Origin of the sequence: Flavobacterium aquaticum (assembly GCF_003259835.1) — a bacterium.
Taxonomy (GTDB): Bacteria; Bacteroidota; Bacteroidia; order Flavobacteriales; family Flavobacteriaceae; genus Flavobacterium; species Flavobacterium aquaticum.
The window spans coordinates 176,433-196,488 of record NZ_QLMI01000004.1 but is presented as its reverse complement, the minus strand read 5'-3'; the positions used below and the strand labels follow the sequence as shown (position 1 = coordinate 196,488).

Genomic DNA, 20,056 nt, shown 5'->3' with positions numbered 1-20,056 from the left:
ATAACAGCATTAAATTAAGTAAAGAGTTTAAAAGTCACGTTATATGAATATCAAAAAGCACATTCCCAATCTAATCACTTTGCTAAATCTAGCAGCAGGATTGTTAGCTATCATCGCTATTTTTAAAGGCTATTATGATGAAGCGTTTATTTTTGTTTGTTTGGGTATTTTCTTTGATTTTTGGGACGGATTTTTAGCCAGAAAATTCAATGTAGCCGGACCTTTAGGCGTGCAGTTAGATTCATTAGCGGATATGGTAACTTGTGGTGTGGTTCCGGGATTGATGATGTTTGTGTTGTTTCAAAATATTCAAGAAGATTCTACTTCGGTTTATTATTTAACGGAAGAGTATTTTTATATGGGATTTGTGCCTTATTTAGGCTTCCTAATTACGTTAGCTTCTTGTTATCGTTTGGCAAAATTTAATATCGATACGCGTCAAACCGATTCTTTCATTGGATTGCCAACTCCAGCAAACGCTTTAGTAATTATGAGTATTCCGATGATTCAATTTACAAATGATTCTGAAGTATTAAATTCTATATTATATAATCCTTACGTGTTATTGTTTATTACAATCTTGAGTTCATATGTTTTAAACGCTGAAATTCCTTTGTTTTCATTGAAAATTAAAGAATTTACTTGGGCAAAATATAAAATGCAAATCTTGTTTTTAATTGGTTCGTTATTGTCCTTTTTTATTTTAGGATTTGTTGCTATTCCTTTGATTATCATTAGTTATGTGTTGGTTTCTGTAATCAGTAATAAAATTACGACTAAGGCGTAATGGCGTCCAAAAATTACAGAAGAAAACCTATTGCAAAACGAAAATCCAACACTACAAGTAAATGGATTTTCTATCTGATTTCTTTTGTTTTGTTTTTATTTGTTGCGATTGGTATTTATAAATTTCGCGATGGTTTCTTGTATTATTTAGGTTTTAAAACCGATAAAAATATTGAAACTTTATCCAAAGAAGAACGAAAGTTAGCCGATATTCGAATCTATGAAGTGTTGCACAAACACGATGAAAAAGCCATAGGTTTTGATGTTTCAGAATACCAAAGTGAAATCGATTGGGAACAAACCTATCATATTGATGAATCGTTTGAGTTGTCGTTTGTGTTTATTCGTGCTACCGCTGGAAAAAATAAAGTAGATTCAAGATTCAAAGAAAACTGGAAAGCATCTAAAGAAAGAGAGCTTATTCGAGGCGCATATCATTATTATCGTCCCAACGAAAATTCGATTGAGCAAGCTGAAAATTTTATCAAAACCGTAAAATTACAAAAAGGAGATTTGCCTCCCGTTTTGGATATCGAAAAATTACCAAAATCCCAATCAATAGATAATTTAAAAGTAGGATTACGTCGTTGGTTGAAAAAGGTAGAAAAGCATTATAAAGTCAAGCCAATCATTTATTCGGGAGAAAGTTATTATTCCGATTTCTTAAAAGAAGAATTTTCCGAGTATCCACTTTGGATTGCCAATTACAATTTTTGGAGAAATGATTTAGAATCTGATTGGCAGTTTTGGCAATTTACCGAAAAAGCACAAATTCAAGGCATTGAAGGAATGGTGGATCTGAATATTTTTAATGGTGACAAAAATAAGTTGTTGTTGAAGTGCATTCGATGATTTTTTTAACGCAAAGACGCAAAGTTTTTTCGCAAAGGGCGCAATTAATTAAAACACATAGAAACAGTAGTTTTACTTTGTGTTGATAGATTGTAAGGCGTTACACTTTTAAAAGTTCACACTAGACTATACGTAGTTTGTCATGCTGCCAAGCATCTCTTGAACAATACGATTAAAAAAATCTTAGTGTAACTTCGTGCTAAACTTAGTGAAGCTTTGTGCTACAAAAAACTACTCTTTATTCAGATTTAGTTCTCCTTTACCATGAATGATGGTGGTTTTTGGAGCATCAAAATCAATTTTTGTTTTACGTAATTCGAAGTTTTGTCCAAGATAAACACGTCTTACCATTTCGTCTGCTACTAATTCTTCTGGTTTTCCTGCTTTTAAGATTCCACCTTCAAACATTAAGTAGGTTTTGTCGGTAATTGCTAAAGTTTCTTGAACGTTGTGGTCGGTAATTAAAATCCCAATGTTTTTATTTTTTAATTGAGCTACAATTCTTTGAATATCTTCCACTGCTACAGGGTCAACTCCTGCGAAAGGTTCGTCTAATAAAATAAACTTTGGGTCAGTTGCTAAAGCACGTGCAATTTCAGTTCTACGACGTTCTCCTCCTGAAAGTAAATCTCCGCGATTGGTTCGAATGTGTTCCAAAGCAAATTCAGCAATTAATTCTTCCATTTTAGCTTCTTGTTCGGCTTTTGAAAGCGTGGTTAATTGCAAAACACTCAGAATGTTATCTTCGATACTTAATTTTCTAAAAACAGAAGCTTCTTGTGCCAAATAACCAATGCCGTTTTGTGCACGTTTGTACATTGGGAAATTCGTAATATCCATATCATCTAAATAGATATTTCCGCTATTTGGTTTTACTAAACCTACAATCATGTAGAATGAAGTGGTTTTTCCGGCACCATTTGGACCCAATAAACCCACGATTTCCCCTTGATTTACTTCCACGGAAATTCCTTTTACTACACTTCTTTTTTTATAGGTTTTAACTAAATTTTCTGCTCTTAATTTCATTTTTCTAGTTTATGAGTTTAGAAGTTTATGAGTTTATAAGTGAAATTACTCTGCAAATAAACAAAAAACATTCAACGAACTACTACTTTTAACTTCGATTTTGGAATTTGTTATTTCGAACTTTGTTCTTCCAAAGCTTCCCAAAACTCATACGCTCTTCTTAAATGAGGAATTACAATAGTTCCGCCAACTAATGTAGCAATTCCCATGCTTTCCATCATTTCTTCTTTAGTAACGCCGTTTTTGTAAGCGGTTTCTAAATGGTATTTGATGCAATCATCGCAACGTAAAACCGCTGAAGCTACTAAGCCTAATAATTCTTTGGTTTTAACGTCTAAGGCACCTTCCATGTAAGCATTCGTATCTACATTGAAAATTCTTTTAATGACTTTGTTGTTATCTGCTAATAATTTTTCGTTCATTTTTGAACGGTAATCATTGAATTCTTTTACTAAATCTGCCATTTTTTTATGCTTTTAATTTTTCTCTTTCTTGACTTTTTACCACTAAAACACTAATTAAAATACTAGCTTCATATAAAATCATAATCGGAATTGTAACGATAATTTGACTCAAAACATCTGGTGGTGTAATGACTGCAGACACAATTAACACGATTACTAAAGTGTATTTTCGGTATTTTCTTAAAAATTCAGGAGTTACCAATCCAATCTTGGTTAAGAAGAAAATGATGATTGGTAATTCAAATAACAATCCACTAGCAATTGCTGATGTTTTCATTAAACTCATATAAGAATCAATATCAATCGAATTACTAATTTCTGGACTCACTATATAACTGGCGAAAAATTGTACCGATAATGGCGCAATTAAATAGTAGCCAAACAATACACCAATAAAAAATAATATTGAAGAAATTATAATAAATGATGCCGCATATTTCTTCTCTTTTTCATATAAAGCTGGACTAATGAATTTCCAAATTTCCCATAAAATAAAAGGGAAAGCAAAAATAAATCCTACCGTAATGGAGGTCCACATGTGCATCGAAAATTGACCACCCATTTCTCTATTTTGAATAGGAAGGTTTATTTCGGTAATACACATCGTATCGGCCATGTCAAATTGTTTTCCTAAATCACAAAAAAATTGGTAAGTAATAAAATCGGGGCTTTTTGGGCCAAAAATAATTTCATTGAAAATAAAATCACTGAAAAAGAAAGCGACAATTCCACACAAAATAATGGCTGCCGAGCTTCTTACTAATAACCAACGTAATTCTTCGAGATGGTCTAAAAATGACATCTCTTTTATGTTTTTTTCTGCCATTATACGATTCCTTCTTTTAAAATATCGTGTAAGTGAAGTATTCCTTTGTATTCGTTATTGTCAATTACAACTAATTGTGTAATCGAATTGTTTTCCAAAATATTCAACGCTTCCGAAACTAAAATGCTGGAATTAATGTTTTTTGGATTTTTCGTCATGATGTCTTGCGCTGTTAAATCGGCAAAAGTATCACGATTGTTCAGCATTCTACGAATATCTCCATCTGTTACAATGCCAATTACTTGATTGTTTTCAATAACTGCTGTTACACCCAAACGTTTTTCGGAAATCTCCATAATTACTTTTTTGATAGAAGCATCTGGAGTAACCATTGGTTTGTGCGACGTATCTAACATATCTTTTACGCGCAACAATAATTTTTTCCCTAAAGAGCCACCAGGATGATATACAGCAAAATCTTCGCTTTTAAAGTTGCGCATTTCCATTAAACAAACCGCTAAAGCATCACCAAGAACTAATTGAGCGGTAGTACTGTTGGTTGGTGCTAAGTTATTTGGACAAGCTTCGTTTTCTACATAAGCATGTAAAATGTAGTGCGATTCTTTTCCTAAATACGAATTTTTATCAGCCGTCATCCCAATCAAGGTATTACCAAAACGTTTTAATAACGGAGCCAATACTTTAATTTCTGGACTGTTGCCGCTTTTTGAAATACAAATGATAATATCCTCTGGTTGCACCATTCCTAAATCGCCATGAACCGCTTCTGCAGCATGTAAAAACATAGAAGGCGTTCCCGTTGAATTTAAAGTGGCTACAATCTTTTGAGCGATTAAGGCGCTTTTACCAATTCCAGTTACGACTAATCTTCCTTTGGTGTTATAAATTTCGGTAACACTTTTGGCAAAGTCTTCATCTAAGTAATTTATAAGATCTGCAATGCTTTTACTTTCGGAAAGTAAAGTTCGTTTTGCGGTAGCTAAAATCGTATCTGTTGTGCTCAAAATAGAAATTTTAAAAAATTTGTATGTATAAAAGAAAATCGTATCTTTATGTTTGCAAATTTAGGTAAAATCATATTAATAGAGAATGAATCCACACGAAATTGATTTACATAAAGAATTAAAGAAATATTTTGGTTTTAACCAATTCAAAGGACTTCAGGAACAAGTAGTTAAAAGTATCATCACAGGAAATAATACCTTTGTGATTATGCCTACTGGTGGTGGGAAGTCGCTTTGTTATCAGTTACCAGCCTTGGTATTAGACGGAACTGCAATTGTGGTTTCTCCGCTGATTGCTCTGATGAAAAACCAAGTTGACGCCATTCGAAGCTTAAGTTCAGAGCAAGGAATTGCTCACGTTTTGAATTCTTCATTAAATAAAACCGAGATTGCCAAAGTTAAAAAAGACATTACTTCGGGAATCACTAAATTGTTATACGTAGCCCCTGAATCGTTAACAAAGGAAGAGTATATTGAGTTTTTAAATAGTGTAAAAATATCATTTGTTGCAATTGATGAGGCGCACTGTATTTCAGAATGGGGACACGATTTTCGTCCAGAATATCGTAATTTAAGAAACATTGTTCGTCTTTTAGGCGATGTGCCGATGATTGGATTGACAGCGACTGCAACTCCAAAAGTGCAAGAGGATATCTTAAAAAACTTGGATATGCCAGATGCAAACACGTTTAAAGCATCGTTCAACCGACCTAATTTATATTACGAAGTACGTACCAAAACTAAAAATATCGAATCGGATATCATTCGATTCATCAAACAGCATAAAGGGAAATCAGGTGTTATTTACTGTTTGAGTCGTAAAAAAGTGGAAGAAATTGCCCAAGTTTTACAAGTCAACGGTATTAGCGCTGTTCCGTATCATGCTGGTTTAGATGCTAAAACGAGAGCGAAACATCAAGACATGTTCTTAATGGAAGATGTAGAAGTCGTAGTAGCAACCATCGCTTTTGGTATGGGAATCGACAAACCAGACGTTCGTTTTGTAATTCACCACGATATTCCAAAATCATTAGAAAGTTATTATCAAGAAACAGGTCGTGCTGGTCGTGATGGTGGCGAAGGACATTGTTTGGCTTACTATTCGTATAAAGACATTGAAAAGTTAGAAAAATTCCTTTCTGGAAAACCCGTTGCCGAGCAAGAAATTGGTTTTGCGCTGCTGCAAGAAGTAGTTGCTTATGCCGAAACTTCAATGTCGCGTCGTAAATTCTTATTGCATTATTTCGGTGAAGAATTCGATGATGTCAACGGAGAAGGTGCTGATATGGATGATAACGTTCGCAATCCAAAAAAGAAAGTCGAAGCACAAGACCAAGTGGTTACTTTGTTAAAAGTAGTTCGCGATACGAAGCAATTATTCAAATCGAAAGAAGTCGTTTTAGCGCTTGTAGGTAAAGTCAATGCGATTATCAAAGCTCAAAAAATTGATACCCAATCTTATTTTGGAAGTGGTGCTAGTTTTGATGAGAAATATTGGATGGCATTAATTCGTCAAGTTTTAGTGGATGGATTATTAACGAAAGATATTGAGACTTACGGAGTGTTAAAGATGTCAGATAAGGGAGAAGCTTTCATTAAAAAGCCAGTTTCATTTATGATGTCAGAAGACCATGAATATAACGAAGAAGAAGACGAAGCAATCGTAACCGCAGCTAAATCTTCAGGAACTGCAGATGAAGCTTTAATGGCAATGTTACGCGATTTACGTAAAAAAGAAGCAAAAAAACTAGGTGTTCCACCGTTTGTAATTTTCCAAGATCCTTCTTTGGAAGATATGGCGTTAAAATATCCAATTTCTATTGATGAACTGAGTAATGTTCATGGAGTAGGAGAAGGAAAAGCTAAAAAGTACGGAAAACCATTCGTTGATTTAATCAATCGATATGTGGAAGATAACGACATTATTCGTCCCGATGATTTGGTAGTAAAATCTACCGGAGCTAATTCTGGATTGAAGTTGTATATCATTCAAAACGTAGATAGAAAGTTAGCTTTAGATGATATTGCGAAAGCAAAAGGTTTGGATATGGATGGTTTATTGAAAGAAATGGAACAAATCGTATATTCGGGAACCAAATTGAATATCCGCTATTGGATTGACGAAATTTTAGACGAAGATCAGCAAGAAGAAATTCACGATTATTTCATGGATTCGGAATCAGATAATATCAAAGACGCTTTAAAAGAATTTGATGGAGATTACGATATCGAGGAACTTCGTTTAATGCGAATTAAGTTTATTAGCGAAGTAGCGAATTAATTCTTAATTTTTGAAATAAGGAACAAAGATTGGAATAATTTGAGAAATTCTAAAAATAAAAAATCCAAATTCTTTAAAATAGAATTTGGATTTTCTTTTTACATCGAATACTCCTTAAACATATAAATCCAAATAATTCGCGATAGTTTAATGTTAACTAAGGTTAGACTTAAAATTACAGCTCCAATAATTGGAATAATTCGTAAATCGAACGTTTCTTCAAAAAACGGCATGCAAATAAAATAAGTCATTAATGCTTCTGCGACTCCAAGTCCGTAACTAACAAACATTGCTCCAAAGAAAAAACCAGGTTCTTTTTCAAATTTTGTTCCGCAATTGGAGCAATTTTCATGCATTTTTGGGAAACTAAAACTAAAATGTAACAATCCTTTTTCAAAAATCTTTCCTTTGTTGCAATTGGGACATTTGTTCCCAAACATGTTTATAATGGTTTTTAACATTTGCTTTTATTTTTAGCAAATTTAAGCGATTATAATTTAAAATAGGTTTTGTATTTTCGCATATTATAGCACAAAAAAGACATTTTTAACATGAAGAAAAACGAAGTTTACGAAATTAAGAAGTTCAAACGCAATTTCTTTCATCACAATTTATATGTCAATACATTTCAAAATCATTTAAAAGAGCATCGTTTTATTGAGTCTTTGCACCGACATGATTTTTATGTTTTGGTTCTGTTTACTCAAGGAAGAGGTTTACACAAAATAGATTTTGATGAATTTATAATTACAAAAGGAAGTTTTTTTCTAATGCAACCAGGGCAAATTCACCTTTGGGAACTTTCTTCAGATATTGATGGTTACATTGTTTTCTTTTCTAAAGAGATTTATAATTTGCACTTCAGAGATAAGAAAATTGAAGAATATTTGTTTTTTCAATCGTCTAAAAATAATCCAGAATTGCAATTGAAGGATAAGGAAATGAAGCAAATTCAGCCTTATTTTGATTTAATGGTGACAGAAAATGAACAAGACGAATTGCATAAAAAAGACAAAATGCTCAACTTGTTAGATTGTATTTTGATTGAAATTTTAAGAATTTATAATGTCGATTCTAATCATTTAACTTCTACCTATAATCATAAGTTAAAAGAATTTGAATTGTTATTAGAGCAGTTTTATAAAACCGAAAAATCGCCTTCGTTTTATGCAGATAAAATGGCAATTACCTTAAAACACCTCAATAGAATTTCAAAAAATATATTGAATATTACTATTACCGAATTAATTACCAGAAGAGTTATTTTAGAAAGTAAACGTATTATGGTAGATCAAAATAAAACAATTGCTCAAATTGCTGATGAATTAGGTTACTCTAATTATTCCTATTTTTCAAAATTGTTTAAGAAAAGTGCAGGCGTAACTCCAACAGAGTTTGTCAATCAACTTAAAAATTAATTCTGATAAATTTCGCCTCGATGTGGTTTTAAAATATCTCTAAAAGTAATCATATCTTTTTCATCTACCACAATGAAAGCAATCGCATGCATTTCATTGATAACTTCAAAACCTGTTTTTTCTAATGTGATTTTTTCCTTTTCTAAATATTCATTTAGATGAATATCATGATGTTCCGCTGTTTTGGCTGCGGCTTCACCTCTAAAATCCCAAATTAGTTTTATTTTTCTGTCCATTATTTCTAAATAAAAATCAAAGGTAAGTTTTTAGTACATTTGAAAAAACTAAATAGATATGAAAGTTTTATTTGCCTTACTTTTCGTTGGAACTTTTGCGTTTTCCCAACAACTTACATTAGAACAAGCGAATCATTTGGCGAGTTTGCCTGTGAAATGTTTGCAGCAAGAATATCCAAACAAACTCAATCAACTTTTACTTAACGAAACCGAGTTATTGTCTCCAAAAGTCTTGCATCCTGCTTTTTATGGTTGTTTCGATTGGCATTCTTCGGTACATGGTCATTGGAGTTTAGTGTATTTGTTGACTCATTTTAAAGACATAAAAGATCGAGAGCAAATCATTGAAAAGTTAAAAATTAATCTTTCTAAAGAAAACATTGCTCAAGAAATAGTATATTTTGAAAAGGCACACGAGAAATCTTTTGAGCGTACTTATGGATGGAATTGGTTACTCAAATTACAGTATGAATTAGAAATCTCAAAAGAACCTTTTGCTAAAGAATTAGCTCAAAATTTACTTCCTTTAACCGATTTAATTGTCAAACGCTATATCGAGTTTTTACCGAAATTATTATATCCGATTCGTGTTGGAACACATTCTAATACTGCTTACGGATTGACGAATGCTTGGGATTATGCGACTTATTCTGAAAATGTTGCTTTACAAAAAAGTATTGCAGAACATGCAAAAAGATTGTTTTTGAAAGATGAAAATTGTCCGTTTTATTGGGAGCCAAGTGGAACCGATTTTTTATCACCTTGCATGGAAGAAGTTGCTATTATGCAACGTGTTTTACCAAAGGATGAATTTCTTCCATGGTTGAAAAAGTTTGCCCCTCAATTGTTTTCCAAAAAATGGCAATGGGAAGTTGCACGCGTTTCTGACAGAACAGACGGTCATCTAGTACATTTAGATGGCTTGAATTTCAGTAGAGCATGGAATTTATATTTTTTAATTCATCAGTATCCTAAACAATTTTCGCATTTGAAACCTTTGGCTGATACGCATTTGTCTTTTTCGCTACCTTCTATTGTAGATGGTAATTACGAAGGCGAACATTGGTTGGCTTCTTTTGCATTGCGAGCTTTTGAGGAAAAATCGAAAATCAAGTAGTATATTTGCCGAAATTTTTAACATTATGCCACGCGAATTTCAATTTCAAGTTTCACCCGAAGTAGCTGCTAACGAAAGTTTGTTGGCCCAACATGTAGCCAAGTTATTTCAGGTTAGCCCAAAAGAAATTCAAAAAGTTGCTGTTTTAAAACGTTCTATTGATGCGCGTCAGAAAGCCATTAAAATGAATATTAAGGCGAATGTTTTTTTGGTTGGAGAAGATTATGTTGATTCAAAAATCGAGTTACCTGATTATCCAAGTGTTGCCAACAAACAAGAAGTTATTGTAGTAGGAGCAGGTCCAGCCGGATTATTTGCTGCTTTACAGTTGATTGAATTAGGTTTGAAACCTATCGTTTTAGAACGCGGTAAAGATGTACGTGGTCGTCGTCGCGATTTAAAAGCGATTAATCGTGATGGCATCGTAAACGAAGATTCCAATTATTGTTTTGGTGAAGGTGGAGCCGGAACGTATTCCGACGGAAAATTATATACTCGCTCAAAAAAGCGCGGTGATGTTGATAGAATTCTAGAACTTTTGGTAGGTTTTGGAGCTACACCAGAAATTATGGTGGAAGCACATCCGCACATTGGAACCAATAAATTACCACAAATTATTCAGGATATTCGAGAAAAAATTATCGCATGTGGCGGACAAGTTTTGTTTGAAACTCGTGTGACTGATTTCATAATCAAAAATAACGAAATGCAAGGCGTTGTCATTCAAAATGGTGATGTGATTTCGGCAAATAAAGTCATTTTAGCTACAGGACATTCGGCTCGTGATATTTTTGAATTATTACATAAAAAAGGTGTTCATATAGAAGCGAAACCTTTTGCTTTAGGCGTTCGTGCAGAACATCCACAAGAATTAATCGATCAAATTCAATACTCGTGTGATTTTAGAGGCGATTATTTACCGCCAGCACCGTATTCGATTGTAAAACAAGTGAACGGTCGTGGTATGTATTCGTTTTGTATGTGTCCCGGTGGTGTAATTGCGCCTTGCGCTACAGCTCCTGGAGAAGTAGTTACCAATGGTTGGTCACCTTCTAAACGTGATCAAGCGACAGCAAATTCTGGAATTGTAGTAGAGTTAAAGTTGGAAGATTTCAAACCTTATGAAAAATTCGGGCCTTTAGCAGGAATGGAATTTCAAAAAGCTATCGAACAAAGAGCATGGCATTTGGCAGGAGAAACCCAAAAAGTTCCTGCCCAAAGAATGGTTGATTTCACACAAAATAAAGTTTCAAAAGACATTCCGAAAACATCTTATGTTCCTGGAACTACTTCGGTAGAAATGGGACAAGTTTTTCCTGGATTTTTAACCCAAATCATGCGAGAAGGTTTTGTACAATTCGGAAAATCAATGAAAGGTTATATGACAAATGAAGCTATTTTACACGCACCAGAAAGTAGAACTTCTTCACCTGTAAGAATTCCAAGAGATAATTTTTCATTGGAACACGTTCAAATCAAAGGTTTATATCCGTGTGGAGAAGGAGCAGGTTATGCCGGTGGAATTATTTCAGCAGCAATTGATGGTGAAAAATGTGCCTTGAAAATTGCCGAGAGTTTGAAATAGAAATTTACCAATTCGCAAAAGAAACCCCAATTCCAATAGTAGTTTGTCGGTGATTGTAGTCAATCATGGTTTCTCCGTATCCATTAAAAAATTGAACATGTCCTCTCAAGTGTCCTTTCATTGGGAATACATAATTTAATTGTAAACTTCCACCTTTCAAACGATCAAATGGATGTGTAGCAATCGCATAGAATTCATGTCGGTTATAATGATATGAAACGTTAATTTCCCCATTCCCAATATATTTAGTAATGTTAGGATTTTCATCATCATTATCAGAACTTCTTATCCAAGGGTTAAGTGTGATAATCCAATTGTCGATTTCATAACCAACATGAAAAATAATTCTATTCCAACTTCTCGATAGTGGTAAGTCTCTTCCGTTAGATTGATGATTAAATGCAAAGCCAATCGATTTGAATTCTCCTTTGAACGCTTTCATTTTTATAGGATATCTAAAGATGATTTCAGGTTCATAGTTAATTTCTCTGAATGCTCTTGAAATATTTTGATTGTATACTTGCCAATGAGCTTTTTGAGTATAGCCAATCCAAATATCTCCTTTGTTCCACATTAAACCTTGAATAACTTTTGTTTTAAAACTTAGTTGAAATTTAACTTCAATATTGTTGAAGTCTTCAGATTCGATAGCGGTATAGGATGGATTTTCACTAGTAGGTTTTTCGTTAGGATTGTCAGAAATTCTTCCAGCTGAAACGTATATGGGTTTATAAGAAACCAAACGAAAGGTTCCTTTTTGGTTTTCTTCGCCTAATTCCCAAAGTTGATCATATGTTTTTTTGATAATGTCAAGCGTGTCTTGAGAGGAGCTTTGGGCTTTACTTTGTTGTCCAATTGCTAAAAAGAGAACAATTCCAATAATTATTTTTTTCATATAGCAAGTTTTCTTAAGCAAAATAAACAAAAAAATCACAGCTTTTACTGTGATTTTAATTTTGATGCGAAAAGTAATTGTTTTTTAGAAATTTGTTCCGTTTGGTTGGTAAACATATTTAAATGTAAAATATCTTGTCAAAGAAGTTGCCTCCGGATTTGCAGGAGCATCTTTGTAATAGCTAATAATTTCCATTTTTGCATATTTTCCATCATGTGTTTTTACAACAAATACTTTTCCTGCAATTGGAGTAACTATGTTTGTTGCTCCGTCATAATTGTACCAACCATTTCCGCTTCCAGTTGGAATCGCGTAAGTACTTGCACCATCTTGATTAAAAGTTGAAGCATTTGGAATTGTAGTAACAGCATCTAAAGTATTTGAAACAATACTTACAGCTCCATTTCCTGTGCGAGTTGGCTCATCTGTAATTCCAATTGCAGTTCCACCATTTACAATAATTGTTGTGCCACGAAATGCAATATCCCATGAATCGTTTGTTACAATTGCGTTTTGAGAAAAACTAAATTTTGTAAATTCACCTCCAACTGGTGCGCCCATTCCGCCAGTTTGTGGTGCATATAAATTTGAGAATGTTTTAGTTTCTAAATTTGCTGTTCCAGATGCGTTATCATCGTCATTAGAGCAAGAGGTAAAGAAACTAAATACTGAAAGTATTAAAACCGATTTGAAAAAATTTGATTTGATCATAATTATAAAATTTATTGATTAATTGTTTTTTAAAATTGATATTGGATTCTGGTAAATAATTGTCTTCCTGATAGATTTGGAATATTGTTTTCATCTTTATAATCAAACAAGTTGTTTACCCCAAGTTGAGCTGAAAAACGATATTTAAAATCTTTATTTATGGTCAGATTGGTTAAAAAATAGCCTTTGACAAATTCATCGTATTTATCTAAAATGGCATTATTGTTTGAGTCGAAAATTCCATATTTACTTCTATAAAAAACACGTGCATTAATTGATGTTTCAATTGAAGGTATAAGATAATTTAGTTTGATATTTGCTATATGTTTTGAACGATTGTATAGTCCGAAATAGTCACTAGGTTTCAATCTGAATGAGGTTAATGTTATTGGATCTCTTGCGAAAATTTCGCCTCGTTCAATTTTATCTACTATGGTTTGGTCTTTGGCAATTAAATATTGGTAACCTGAACTGATTGAAAAATTAGAATTTAATTTATAACTTCCGTTTAATTCTAAACCATAAGTAAAGATTTTATCAATATTGAAGTAAGAAAAAACATTTTGACCATTTGTTCTTTGCGCAATAGCTCTCGTGTCAATTAAATTTTCGATAGTATTATAGAATAAATTGTAATCAAATGATAGTTTATTCTTTTTATAATATCCTCCAAAATTGATGTTTATAGAACTTTCTGGTTTAAGCGAATTTGAAAAATCGTACCCATTGGTAAATAATATCTGCCCTTGACTTTGTAATTCAGCAAGCTTTTCTGCTGCTACATTATAGCCTAAAACGATATAACCCACTGATGAATTGGTGAAATCGAAATATAATTGGCGTAAATCAGGAGCTTTATAACCATATCCAAGAGATGTTTTTAACGAAAAATGATCATTCCATTTATAATTTAACCCAATTTTTGGGCTAAATTGTGATTGATATTGGTGATGGTTGTCATAACGAAAACCAACCAATACATTCCATTTTTCTTTTAAGAACCATTCGAATTGACCAAATAAATACTCAGAATTTAAGTTTACTTTTTCTTCAAAATAGGTTCTTTCTAGCGTTTCATGATTCACTCCAATTCCTGTTGTAAGCTTATTTTTCCCAATTTTATAGTGTGAACGAATTTCAGGTCTATAAAACCATTGGTTTAAATTACTTTCATCAAACAATTGATTGTTTTCGTCATTTAAATATTCATCTGCTTTATAGTTCGTTGCATATAAATCATAAACTAATTTGAAGTTATCAGAAACGGCATGATTTAATAAAATAGAATTATTCCATTCATTAATTTTACTTTTTCCTCTGAATTTATCGGTTCCAACTTCTGATTTATAATCTTGGTTTTGATTGTAAATTCTCGAGTTTAATAGCAAATTCACTTTGTCAGAAAAATTAACTTTTACTTTTGGTTGAATAGTAAAATTTGAATAGGGTTCAACTGTTTGAACAAAGTTACTTTCCGAAAGATTATAACCATCCGTTTTAAAGTAATTTCCAAACAATTCAAATCCGATTTTTTTCTTACCATATTCAAACGAAGTTGAAATATCATGAGTATTAAATGTAGCCAACTTGTAATTGATATTACCTTTTAATTGTTCTGTAGTTGTAGTTTTTTTTGTGATAATATTTACAACTCCGGCTAATGCTTCAGAACCATACAAACTTGAGGAAGCACCTTTGACAATTTCAATTTTTTCGATATTGTTAACCGAAATTCTGCTTAAATCTAAAGTTCCTGCACTTTTTCCAAAAAGAGGTTGACCATCAATTAAAACCATAACATAGGCAGCATCTAGACCTTGAATTTGAATACCTTCGCCACCGCCAAAATCAGGAACAGTAATTAACCCCGTTTGCTCTTGAATAATTTCATTCAAACGACTTAACCCTGATTTGCGAATACTTTCGCCTGTGATAATTTGTGTTGGCAAAGGTAGTGTTGCAACGCTTCTTTCAGTTCTTGTTCCTGTTACAATAACTTCTTTAAGATGACTCGTTTTTAAAGTATCACTCTCAACTTGAGCTACCAAATATTGACTACAAGAACTAAAAAATAGTATGCCTATGTACTTTTTAAATTGCATTATTTTGAAACTATAAAACTGTCAATTACTGTATTGATTTCTTCTTGGCTTGCGTCTGCTTTTAATTTGCTTAAGTGCATATATAAAGGCTTTCCATCAATATCGCTTTTTAGTTTAATGTCTTTATTTTTTGCAAATTCTGCATTCCATTTTGTGCGAACTTTTTTCCAAAATTCTTGGTTGGCTACCCACCATTTTTGAGCTGCTTCACATTTTGAATCATCAACTTTTGTATAAGTATTATGACCTTTTTCTTGCGCTAAAACATAGTCATTACCTTTTTCGTCTCTAATGATTTTATCGTTGTCCTGGTCGTGAATCCATCCATCCTTGATGATTTCGTGAACATTAGTTCTTTTAGTAATGTTATAATCACTTCTTTGCGTATACTCTCTTCTTGGAAGTGGTGCGTTTGTAGTGTTTTCCCAATAGTGGCGACCATCTGCATGAATCCATGATGAGCTTCCTTCATACCTTGGCTTATCATCAACTTCATACACTTTTTGTGTCCATTGACCTTTTACTTTATCTTTTGGAAGTGATTTAAATTTCCAATTTTCAAAACCGTTGTAGTCATATAATTTGGTGTTTTCAAATAACCAATCTTGTCTCCAATGCTTTACAATATGACCTTTTCCAACAATTAATAAATGCTGAATTGAAATTTTATCAGAACCATCTTCAATTAATTGAGCCCATTCTAAAGCGTTTTCATGCTTTACTTTTGATGCTTTGTAATTTGCAGAATCTTTTGGGTAGTTGAACGTTTCTGCAAAATTGAATTTGATTTCATAGCAACCACACATTGCTTTAATCGATTTAACATCTTCAGTTTTTTGTGCATAAGTTGAAACTGATAAAAACAAAATAGCAAGTAATAAATAGTTCTTCATTTTTTAGTATTTTAAATTAGACTAATTCTAAACAATGCAAATTTAAAATATTATTTAGAACAAATCCAAATAATAATCAAGTTATTTTTAATAATTCTAAATAGCGCTTGATTAAAAAGTTTTTGCTTTTATAAATTGGAAACAGGAAATCCTTTATATTGAATTTGATACAAAAAAAAATCACAGCTCTCACTGTGATTTTTTTTTGGGGGATAAAAAGGGGAATTATATTTTTTTAACGTTTACAGCATTCATGCCCTTAGCGCCTTTTTCTAAATCGTACGTTACTAAGTTACCTTCTTTAACATCGTCGATTAAACCACTGATGTGTACGAAGTATTTTTCTCCAGTCTCTACTGCTTTAATGAAACCAAAACCTTTAGAGTCATTGAAAAAATCGATTGTTCCTCTGCGTTCTACTGGAGCTTCATCTGCTTCTGTTCTTCTTGAGATACCAATTTCAATGCTTTCTACGTCTACTACAATTCTTTTAGAAGGATCTGGAGGAGTGCTTGTTAAGTGCCCGTTTTCGTCTACATAGACATATAAATCCTCTCCAGATAATTTTGGATTGGCTTTACGAGCTTCTTTTTTTTCTTGTTTTTCTTTACGTTTTTTTGCTCGAAGTTTTTCTTGTTCTTTTTTGTTAAAGGTTTCTTGTGGTCTAGCCATTAAATTTTAAATAAATTAAATTAGTATTTGTTTTAAAAGTAAAAGGATAAAAACACACAAGCGAATAAACAAAAATTTATAAAGTACTTTTATTCAAAGTATTGCGAGAAGAAATTCATATCATTACTAATGTGGCAAAGGTAGTGAAAAAAACGTTCACTTAGCTAAAACATATCATTTTTAAGTTTTACGATATTTTGAAATGAACTTATTCAACACAAGTTAAACTTATCACAAACTCAAAAACTAGCTTTCAATCCTTTCTTTTTTCGTATTTTTGACAAGCATTATACCACACATGATAGAAGAACAAGTAATTTTAGTCAATGAGCAAGATGAGCCTATTGGGCTTATGAATAAGATGGAGGCACATGAAAAAGCCGTTTTGCACAGGGCTTTCTCTGTATTCATTTTAAATGATAAAAATGAAGTGATGTTACAACAACGCGCACATCACAAATACCATTCTCCGCTTTTGTGGACCAATACTTGTTGTAGTCATCAACGCGCAGGTGAAACTAATATTGAAGCTGGAAAACGCCGTTTGTTTGAAGAAATGGGTTTTAAAGCCGAATTAAAAGAGTTGTTTCACTTTATTTACAAAGCACCTTTCGATAATGGTTTAACCGAGCACGAATTGGATCATGTGATGATTGGTTATTATAACGAAGCTCCTGAAATCAATCCAGATGAAGTTGAAAGTTGGAAATGGATGACCATTGAAGCTATCAAAGAAGATATGATTGAAAATCCTGATACTTACACGGTTTGGTTTAAAATTATATTTGATGAGTTTTATCATTATCTAGAAGATCATAAATTGTAAAATTCATTTAGGGAACACAGATTGAAGAAATAAGAGAAATTTTAAAAATCTTATTTCTTAAAAATTAAAATTATATTCTGAATTCAAATTTCTAAATTCTAAATTGCCATGAGAGTAACTGTTTCAAGAAAAGCCCATTTTAATGCCGCACATCGTTTGTATCGCAAGGATTGGTCTATGGAAAAAAATCAGGAAGTGTTTGGAAAATGTAACAATCCCAATTTTCATGGGCACAATTATGAATTGATTGTTTCTGTAACAGGTGAAGTGGATAAAGAAACAGGTTATGTGATTGATACTAAAATTTTATCCGATTTAATTAAAGAACACATCGAAGAAGCTTTTGATCATAAAAATTTAAACGAAGATGTTCCTGAATTCAAAGATTTGAATCCTACAGCGGAACATATTGCTTACATCATTTGGAACAAACTTCGTGTTTTAATTGATGCTGATAAAGAGTTAGAAATTACGTTATACGAAACACCAAGAAACTTTGTAACTTATAAAGGTTTGTAATATGGCGATTCAAATAGGAGATAAATTACCAAATTTTAAAGCAACCAAACAAGATGGTAGTGCTTTTGATAGTCACGAAATTCATGAAAAACCCGTTGTAATTTACTTTTATCCAAAAGATTTTACACCCGGTTGTACTACGCAAGCTTGCAGTTTTAGAGATGCGTATCAAGATTTTCAAGATTTGGGAGCCGAAGTTATTGGTGTAAGTGGTGATTCGGCTACTTCGCATCAAAGTTTTCAACAGAAATATAAATTACCTTTCATCTTACTTTCGGATGCAGATAGAAAACTGCGTCGTTTGTTTGGAGTTCCAACGGCACTTTTTGGTTTATTGCCAGGAAGAGTGACGTATGTTTTTGATGCTAAGGGTAATTGTATTTATATTTTTGATAGTATGAGTGCTAAAAATCATATTGGAAAAGCATTGGAAGCGATTCAGAAGTCGAAATAGTTATTTAAAAATCTAATTTTAGTATTTTAATAGTTTTTTTGCATCTTTGTAGTTAACTATTTTGAATATGAAGTTTTATCCTTTAACGTTTACACCGATACTTAAAGACCGCATTTGGGGCGGAACCAAGTTGAAAACTTATCTCAACAAACCAATAGTTTCTGAAACTACGGGCGAGAGTTGGGAAATTTCAACTGTTCCTGGTGATATTAGTGTGGTTGCTACTGGTGTTTTAAAAGGGAAGAACATTAATGAAATTATCGATTTATATCCCGAAGAAATTTTAGGAAAATCGGTCATTAGTCGTTTTGGAAAACAATTTCCATTGCTTTTTAAATTCATTGATGCGAAAGAAGATTTATCGATTCAATTGCACCCGAATGACGCATTAGCTAGAGAACGTCACAATTCTTTTGGGAAAACTGAAATGTGGTACGTGATGCAAGCAGATGAATCGGCACGTTTGGTTGTGGGATTTAAAAAAGATTCCAATCAACAAGAATATTTAGCGCATTTAGAAAATAAAAAATTGATTGATTTGTTGAACGAATATCCCGTTTCAAAAGGCGATGTTTTCTTCTTAGAAACTGGAACTATTCATGCTATTGGAGCAGGAGTAGTGGTAGCAGAAATACAGCAGACGAGTGATGTTACGTATCGCATTTACGATTGGGATAGAGTGGATGCTAATGGAAATGGAAGAGAATTGCATACCGAATTGGCTTTAGATGCCATAAATTATCAAACAACAACTTCTAAAATTGATTACAAAGAAGTAGCAAATAAAAGTACTGCTGTAGTAGATTGTCCATATTTTGTTACGAATATTATTGCTTTGCAAGAAACTTTTATTTGGAAAAGAACCAAGCAAGCTTTTACTGTTTTCATGTGTACTAACGGCCAATTTGAAATGATAGTAAATGGCGAAATCTTGCGTTACCGAATGGGCGATACCATTTTGATTCCGGCTTGTATGGAAAATCTAACTTTGAGAGGAAAGGCTACTTTGTTAGAAATTTCGATATAATGTATTGAGAACAAAATATATTATGTAATTTTGCTTCAAATTTTAAATTTATACAAAATGGCAAGCGTTAAAAACTTGAAAAAAGAAATCAACTACGTTTTAGGGGATATTGTAAACATCGTTTACATTTGGGAAATGTCTACAGCTGGAAAACCAACTGAAGCATCTGATAAATTAGTTGATGAAATCTACGAAACTTTTGATACTTTAATGACTAGAACGAATCAAAAAGACGTTGAGAACAAAAAAGCGCATTTTAAACAAATCCGTAAGGATTACGAAGCGGCTGCAAATCAATTTGTTGCGAAAATAAACGAATTAAACTAAAAAATTGCGATAAAAAAGTGCAGATTTTTTTTGGAAATTTAAATTTCAGAACTATATTTGCACCGCAATAG

General features: G+C 32.6%; 22 protein-coding genes. 11 read left to right on the top strand and 11 right to left on the bottom strand.

Annotation, left to right across the window (positions count from 1 at the left end; translation table 11 throughout):
- The first annotated feature begins 43 nt into the window (after positions 1 to 43).
- Both B0I03_RS07740 and B0I03_RS07735 read left to right on the top strand, forming a co-directional pair.
- Complete coding sequence (locus B0I03_RS07740; protein WP_181452366.1) at positions 44 to 787, top strand: CDP-alcohol phosphatidyltransferase family protein; 744 nt, start codon at positions 44 to 46, stop codon at positions 785 to 787.
- Complete coding sequence (locus B0I03_RS07735) at positions 787 to 1,638, top strand: glycoside hydrolase family 25 protein (protein ID WP_111566876.1); 852 nt, start codon at positions 787 to 789, stop codon at positions 1,636 to 1,638. Before B0I03_RS07740 ends, B0I03_RS07735 begins: the two co-directional genes overlap by 1 nt.
- Before the next feature lie 231 nt (positions 1,639 to 1,869).
- On the opposite strand, the gene lptB is transcribed toward B0I03_RS07735, so the two are convergent.
- The 4 genes from lptB to B0I03_RS07715 all read right to left on the bottom strand — a co-directional run bounded on the left by lptB (position 1,870) and on the right by B0I03_RS07715 (position 4,922).
- Complete coding sequence (gene lptB / locus B0I03_RS07730; protein WP_008254279.1) at positions 1,870 to 2,667, bottom strand: LPS export ABC transporter ATP-binding protein; 798 nt, start codon at positions 2,665 to 2,667, stop codon at positions 1,870 to 1,872.
- Positions 2,668 to 2,777: 110 nt separating this feature from the next.
- Positions 2,778 to 3,131: a carboxymuconolactone decarboxylase family protein gene (locus B0I03_RS07725; RefSeq protein ID WP_111566875.1), complete on the bottom strand. Its 354-nt coding sequence runs from the start codon at positions 3,129 to 3,131 to the stop codon at positions 2,778 to 2,780.
- Between the two features lie 4 nt (positions 3,132 to 3,135).
- Positions 3,136 to 3,933 (bottom strand): twin-arginine translocase subunit TatC, encoded by a 798-nt coding sequence (gene tatC, locus B0I03_RS07720; RefSeq protein WP_111567022.1) that lies wholly within the window; start codon positions 3,931 to 3,933, stop codon positions 3,136 to 3,138.
- A 23-nt stretch (positions 3,934 to 3,956) separates the two neighbouring features.
- Positions 3,957 to 4,922, bottom strand: coding sequence for a KpsF/GutQ family sugar-phosphate isomerase (locus tag B0I03_RS07715; protein WP_111566874.1), 966 nt, complete (start codon positions 4,920 to 4,922; stop codon positions 3,957 to 3,959).
- An 85-nt stretch (positions 4,923 to 5,007) separates the two neighbouring features.
- Between B0I03_RS07715 and recQ the strand changes: the two genes are divergently transcribed.
- Positions 5,008 to 7,203, top strand: a complete 2,196-nt coding sequence (gene recQ / locus B0I03_RS07710) for a DNA helicase RecQ (RefSeq protein WP_111566873.1) — start codon at positions 5,008 to 5,010, stop codon at positions 7,201 to 7,203.
- A 98-nt stretch (positions 7,204 to 7,301) separates the two neighbouring features.
- Here the strand turns inward: recQ and B0I03_RS07705 are convergent, their stop codons facing one another.
- Entirely contained in the window at positions 7,302 to 7,664 is a 363-nt protein-coding gene (locus tag B0I03_RS07705) for a DUF983 domain-containing protein (protein ID WP_111566872.1), read from the bottom strand.
- 90 nt (positions 7,665 to 7,754) lie between these two features.
- On the opposite strand from B0I03_RS07705, the gene B0I03_RS07700 reads away from it, so the two are divergent.
- Positions 7,755 to 8,621, top strand: coding sequence for a helix-turn-helix domain-containing protein (locus B0I03_RS07700; RefSeq protein WP_111566871.1), 867 nt, complete (start codon positions 7,755 to 7,757; stop codon positions 8,619 to 8,621).
- Here B0I03_RS07700 and B0I03_RS07695 read toward each other — a convergent pair.
- A complete protein-coding gene (locus tag B0I03_RS07695; RefSeq protein ID WP_111566870.1) occupies positions 8,618 to 8,857 on the bottom strand; it encodes a hypothetical protein in 240 nt (79 codons plus the stop codon). The genes B0I03_RS07700 and B0I03_RS07695 overlap by 4 nt on opposite strands.
- Before the next feature lie 58 nt (positions 8,858 to 8,915).
- Between B0I03_RS07695 and B0I03_RS07690 the strand changes: the two genes are divergently transcribed.
- Complete coding sequence (locus B0I03_RS07690; RefSeq protein ID WP_111566869.1) at positions 8,916 to 9,974, top strand: DUF2891 domain-containing protein; 1,059 nt, start codon at positions 8,916 to 8,918, stop codon at positions 9,972 to 9,974.
- Between the two features lie 25 nt (positions 9,975 to 9,999).
- The gene (locus tag B0I03_RS07685; protein WP_111566868.1) at positions 10,000 to 11,559 is read left to right on the top strand and encodes an NAD(P)/FAD-dependent oxidoreductase; all 1,560 of its coding nucleotides are present in this window, start codon (positions 10,000 to 10,002) and stop codon (positions 11,557 to 11,559) included.
- 4 nt (positions 11,560 to 11,563) lie between these two features.
- Here the strand turns inward: B0I03_RS07685 and B0I03_RS07680 are convergent, their stop codons facing one another.
- The 5 genes from B0I03_RS07680 to B0I03_RS07660 form a co-directional block, all read right to left on the bottom strand.
- Positions 11,564 to 12,454, bottom strand: coding sequence for a phospholipase A (locus B0I03_RS07680; protein ID WP_111566867.1), 891 nt, complete (start codon positions 12,452 to 12,454; stop codon positions 11,564 to 11,566).
- Between the two features lie 84 nt (positions 12,455 to 12,538).
- Positions 12,539 to 13,165, bottom strand: a complete 627-nt coding sequence (locus B0I03_RS07675; protein ID WP_181452364.1) for an HmuY family protein — start codon at positions 13,163 to 13,165, stop codon at positions 12,539 to 12,541.
- Between the two features lie 29 nt (positions 13,166 to 13,194).
- Complete coding sequence (locus B0I03_RS07670; protein ID WP_111566866.1) at positions 13,195 to 15,267, bottom strand: TonB-dependent receptor plug domain-containing protein; 2,073 nt, start codon at positions 15,265 to 15,267, stop codon at positions 13,195 to 13,197.
- Positions 15,267 to 16,160 carry a DUF6607 family protein gene (locus tag B0I03_RS07665; protein ID WP_111566865.1) on the bottom strand — a complete coding sequence of 298 codons (894 nt, stop codon included), beginning with the start codon at positions 16,158 to 16,160 and terminating at the stop codon, positions 15,267 to 15,269. Before B0I03_RS07665 ends, B0I03_RS07670 begins: the two co-directional genes overlap by 1 nt.
- 225 nt (positions 16,161 to 16,385) lie before the next feature.
- The gene (locus tag B0I03_RS07660; protein ID WP_111566864.1) at positions 16,386 to 16,832 is read right to left on the bottom strand and encodes a cold-shock protein; all 447 of its coding nucleotides are present in this window, start codon (positions 16,830 to 16,832) and stop codon (positions 16,386 to 16,388) included.
- Positions 16,833 to 17,130: 298 nt separating this feature from the next.
- On the opposite strand from B0I03_RS07660, the gene idi reads away from it, so the two are divergent.
- The 5 genes from idi (at position 17,131) to B0I03_RS07635 (ending at position 19,985) form a co-directional block, all read left to right on the top strand.
- Positions 17,131 to 17,658 (top strand): isopentenyl-diphosphate Delta-isomerase, encoded by a 528-nt coding sequence (gene idi / locus B0I03_RS07655; protein ID WP_111566863.1) that lies wholly within the window; start codon positions 17,131 to 17,133, stop codon positions 17,656 to 17,658.
- 108 nt (positions 17,659 to 17,766) lie between these two features.
- Positions 17,767 to 18,177, top strand: coding sequence for a 6-pyruvoyl trahydropterin synthase family protein (locus B0I03_RS07650; RefSeq protein WP_111566862.1), 411 nt, complete (start codon positions 17,767 to 17,769; stop codon positions 18,175 to 18,177).
- 1 nt (position 18,178) lies between these two features.
- Entirely contained in the window at positions 18,179 to 18,631 is a 453-nt protein-coding gene (locus B0I03_RS07645) for a peroxiredoxin (protein ID WP_111566861.1), read from the top strand.
- Between the two features lie 67 nt (positions 18,632 to 18,698).
- The gene (locus B0I03_RS07640) at positions 18,699 to 19,658 is read left to right on the top strand and encodes a type I phosphomannose isomerase catalytic subunit (RefSeq protein WP_111566860.1); all 960 of its coding nucleotides are present in this window, start codon (positions 18,699 to 18,701) and stop codon (positions 19,656 to 19,658) included.
- Positions 19,659 to 19,715: 57 nt separating this feature from the next.
- Positions 19,716 to 19,985: a hypothetical protein gene (locus B0I03_RS07635; protein WP_111566859.1), complete on the top strand. Its 270-nt coding sequence runs from the start codon at positions 19,716 to 19,718 to the stop codon at positions 19,983 to 19,985.
- The last annotated feature ends 71 nt before the right edge of the window (positions 19,986 to 20,056 follow it).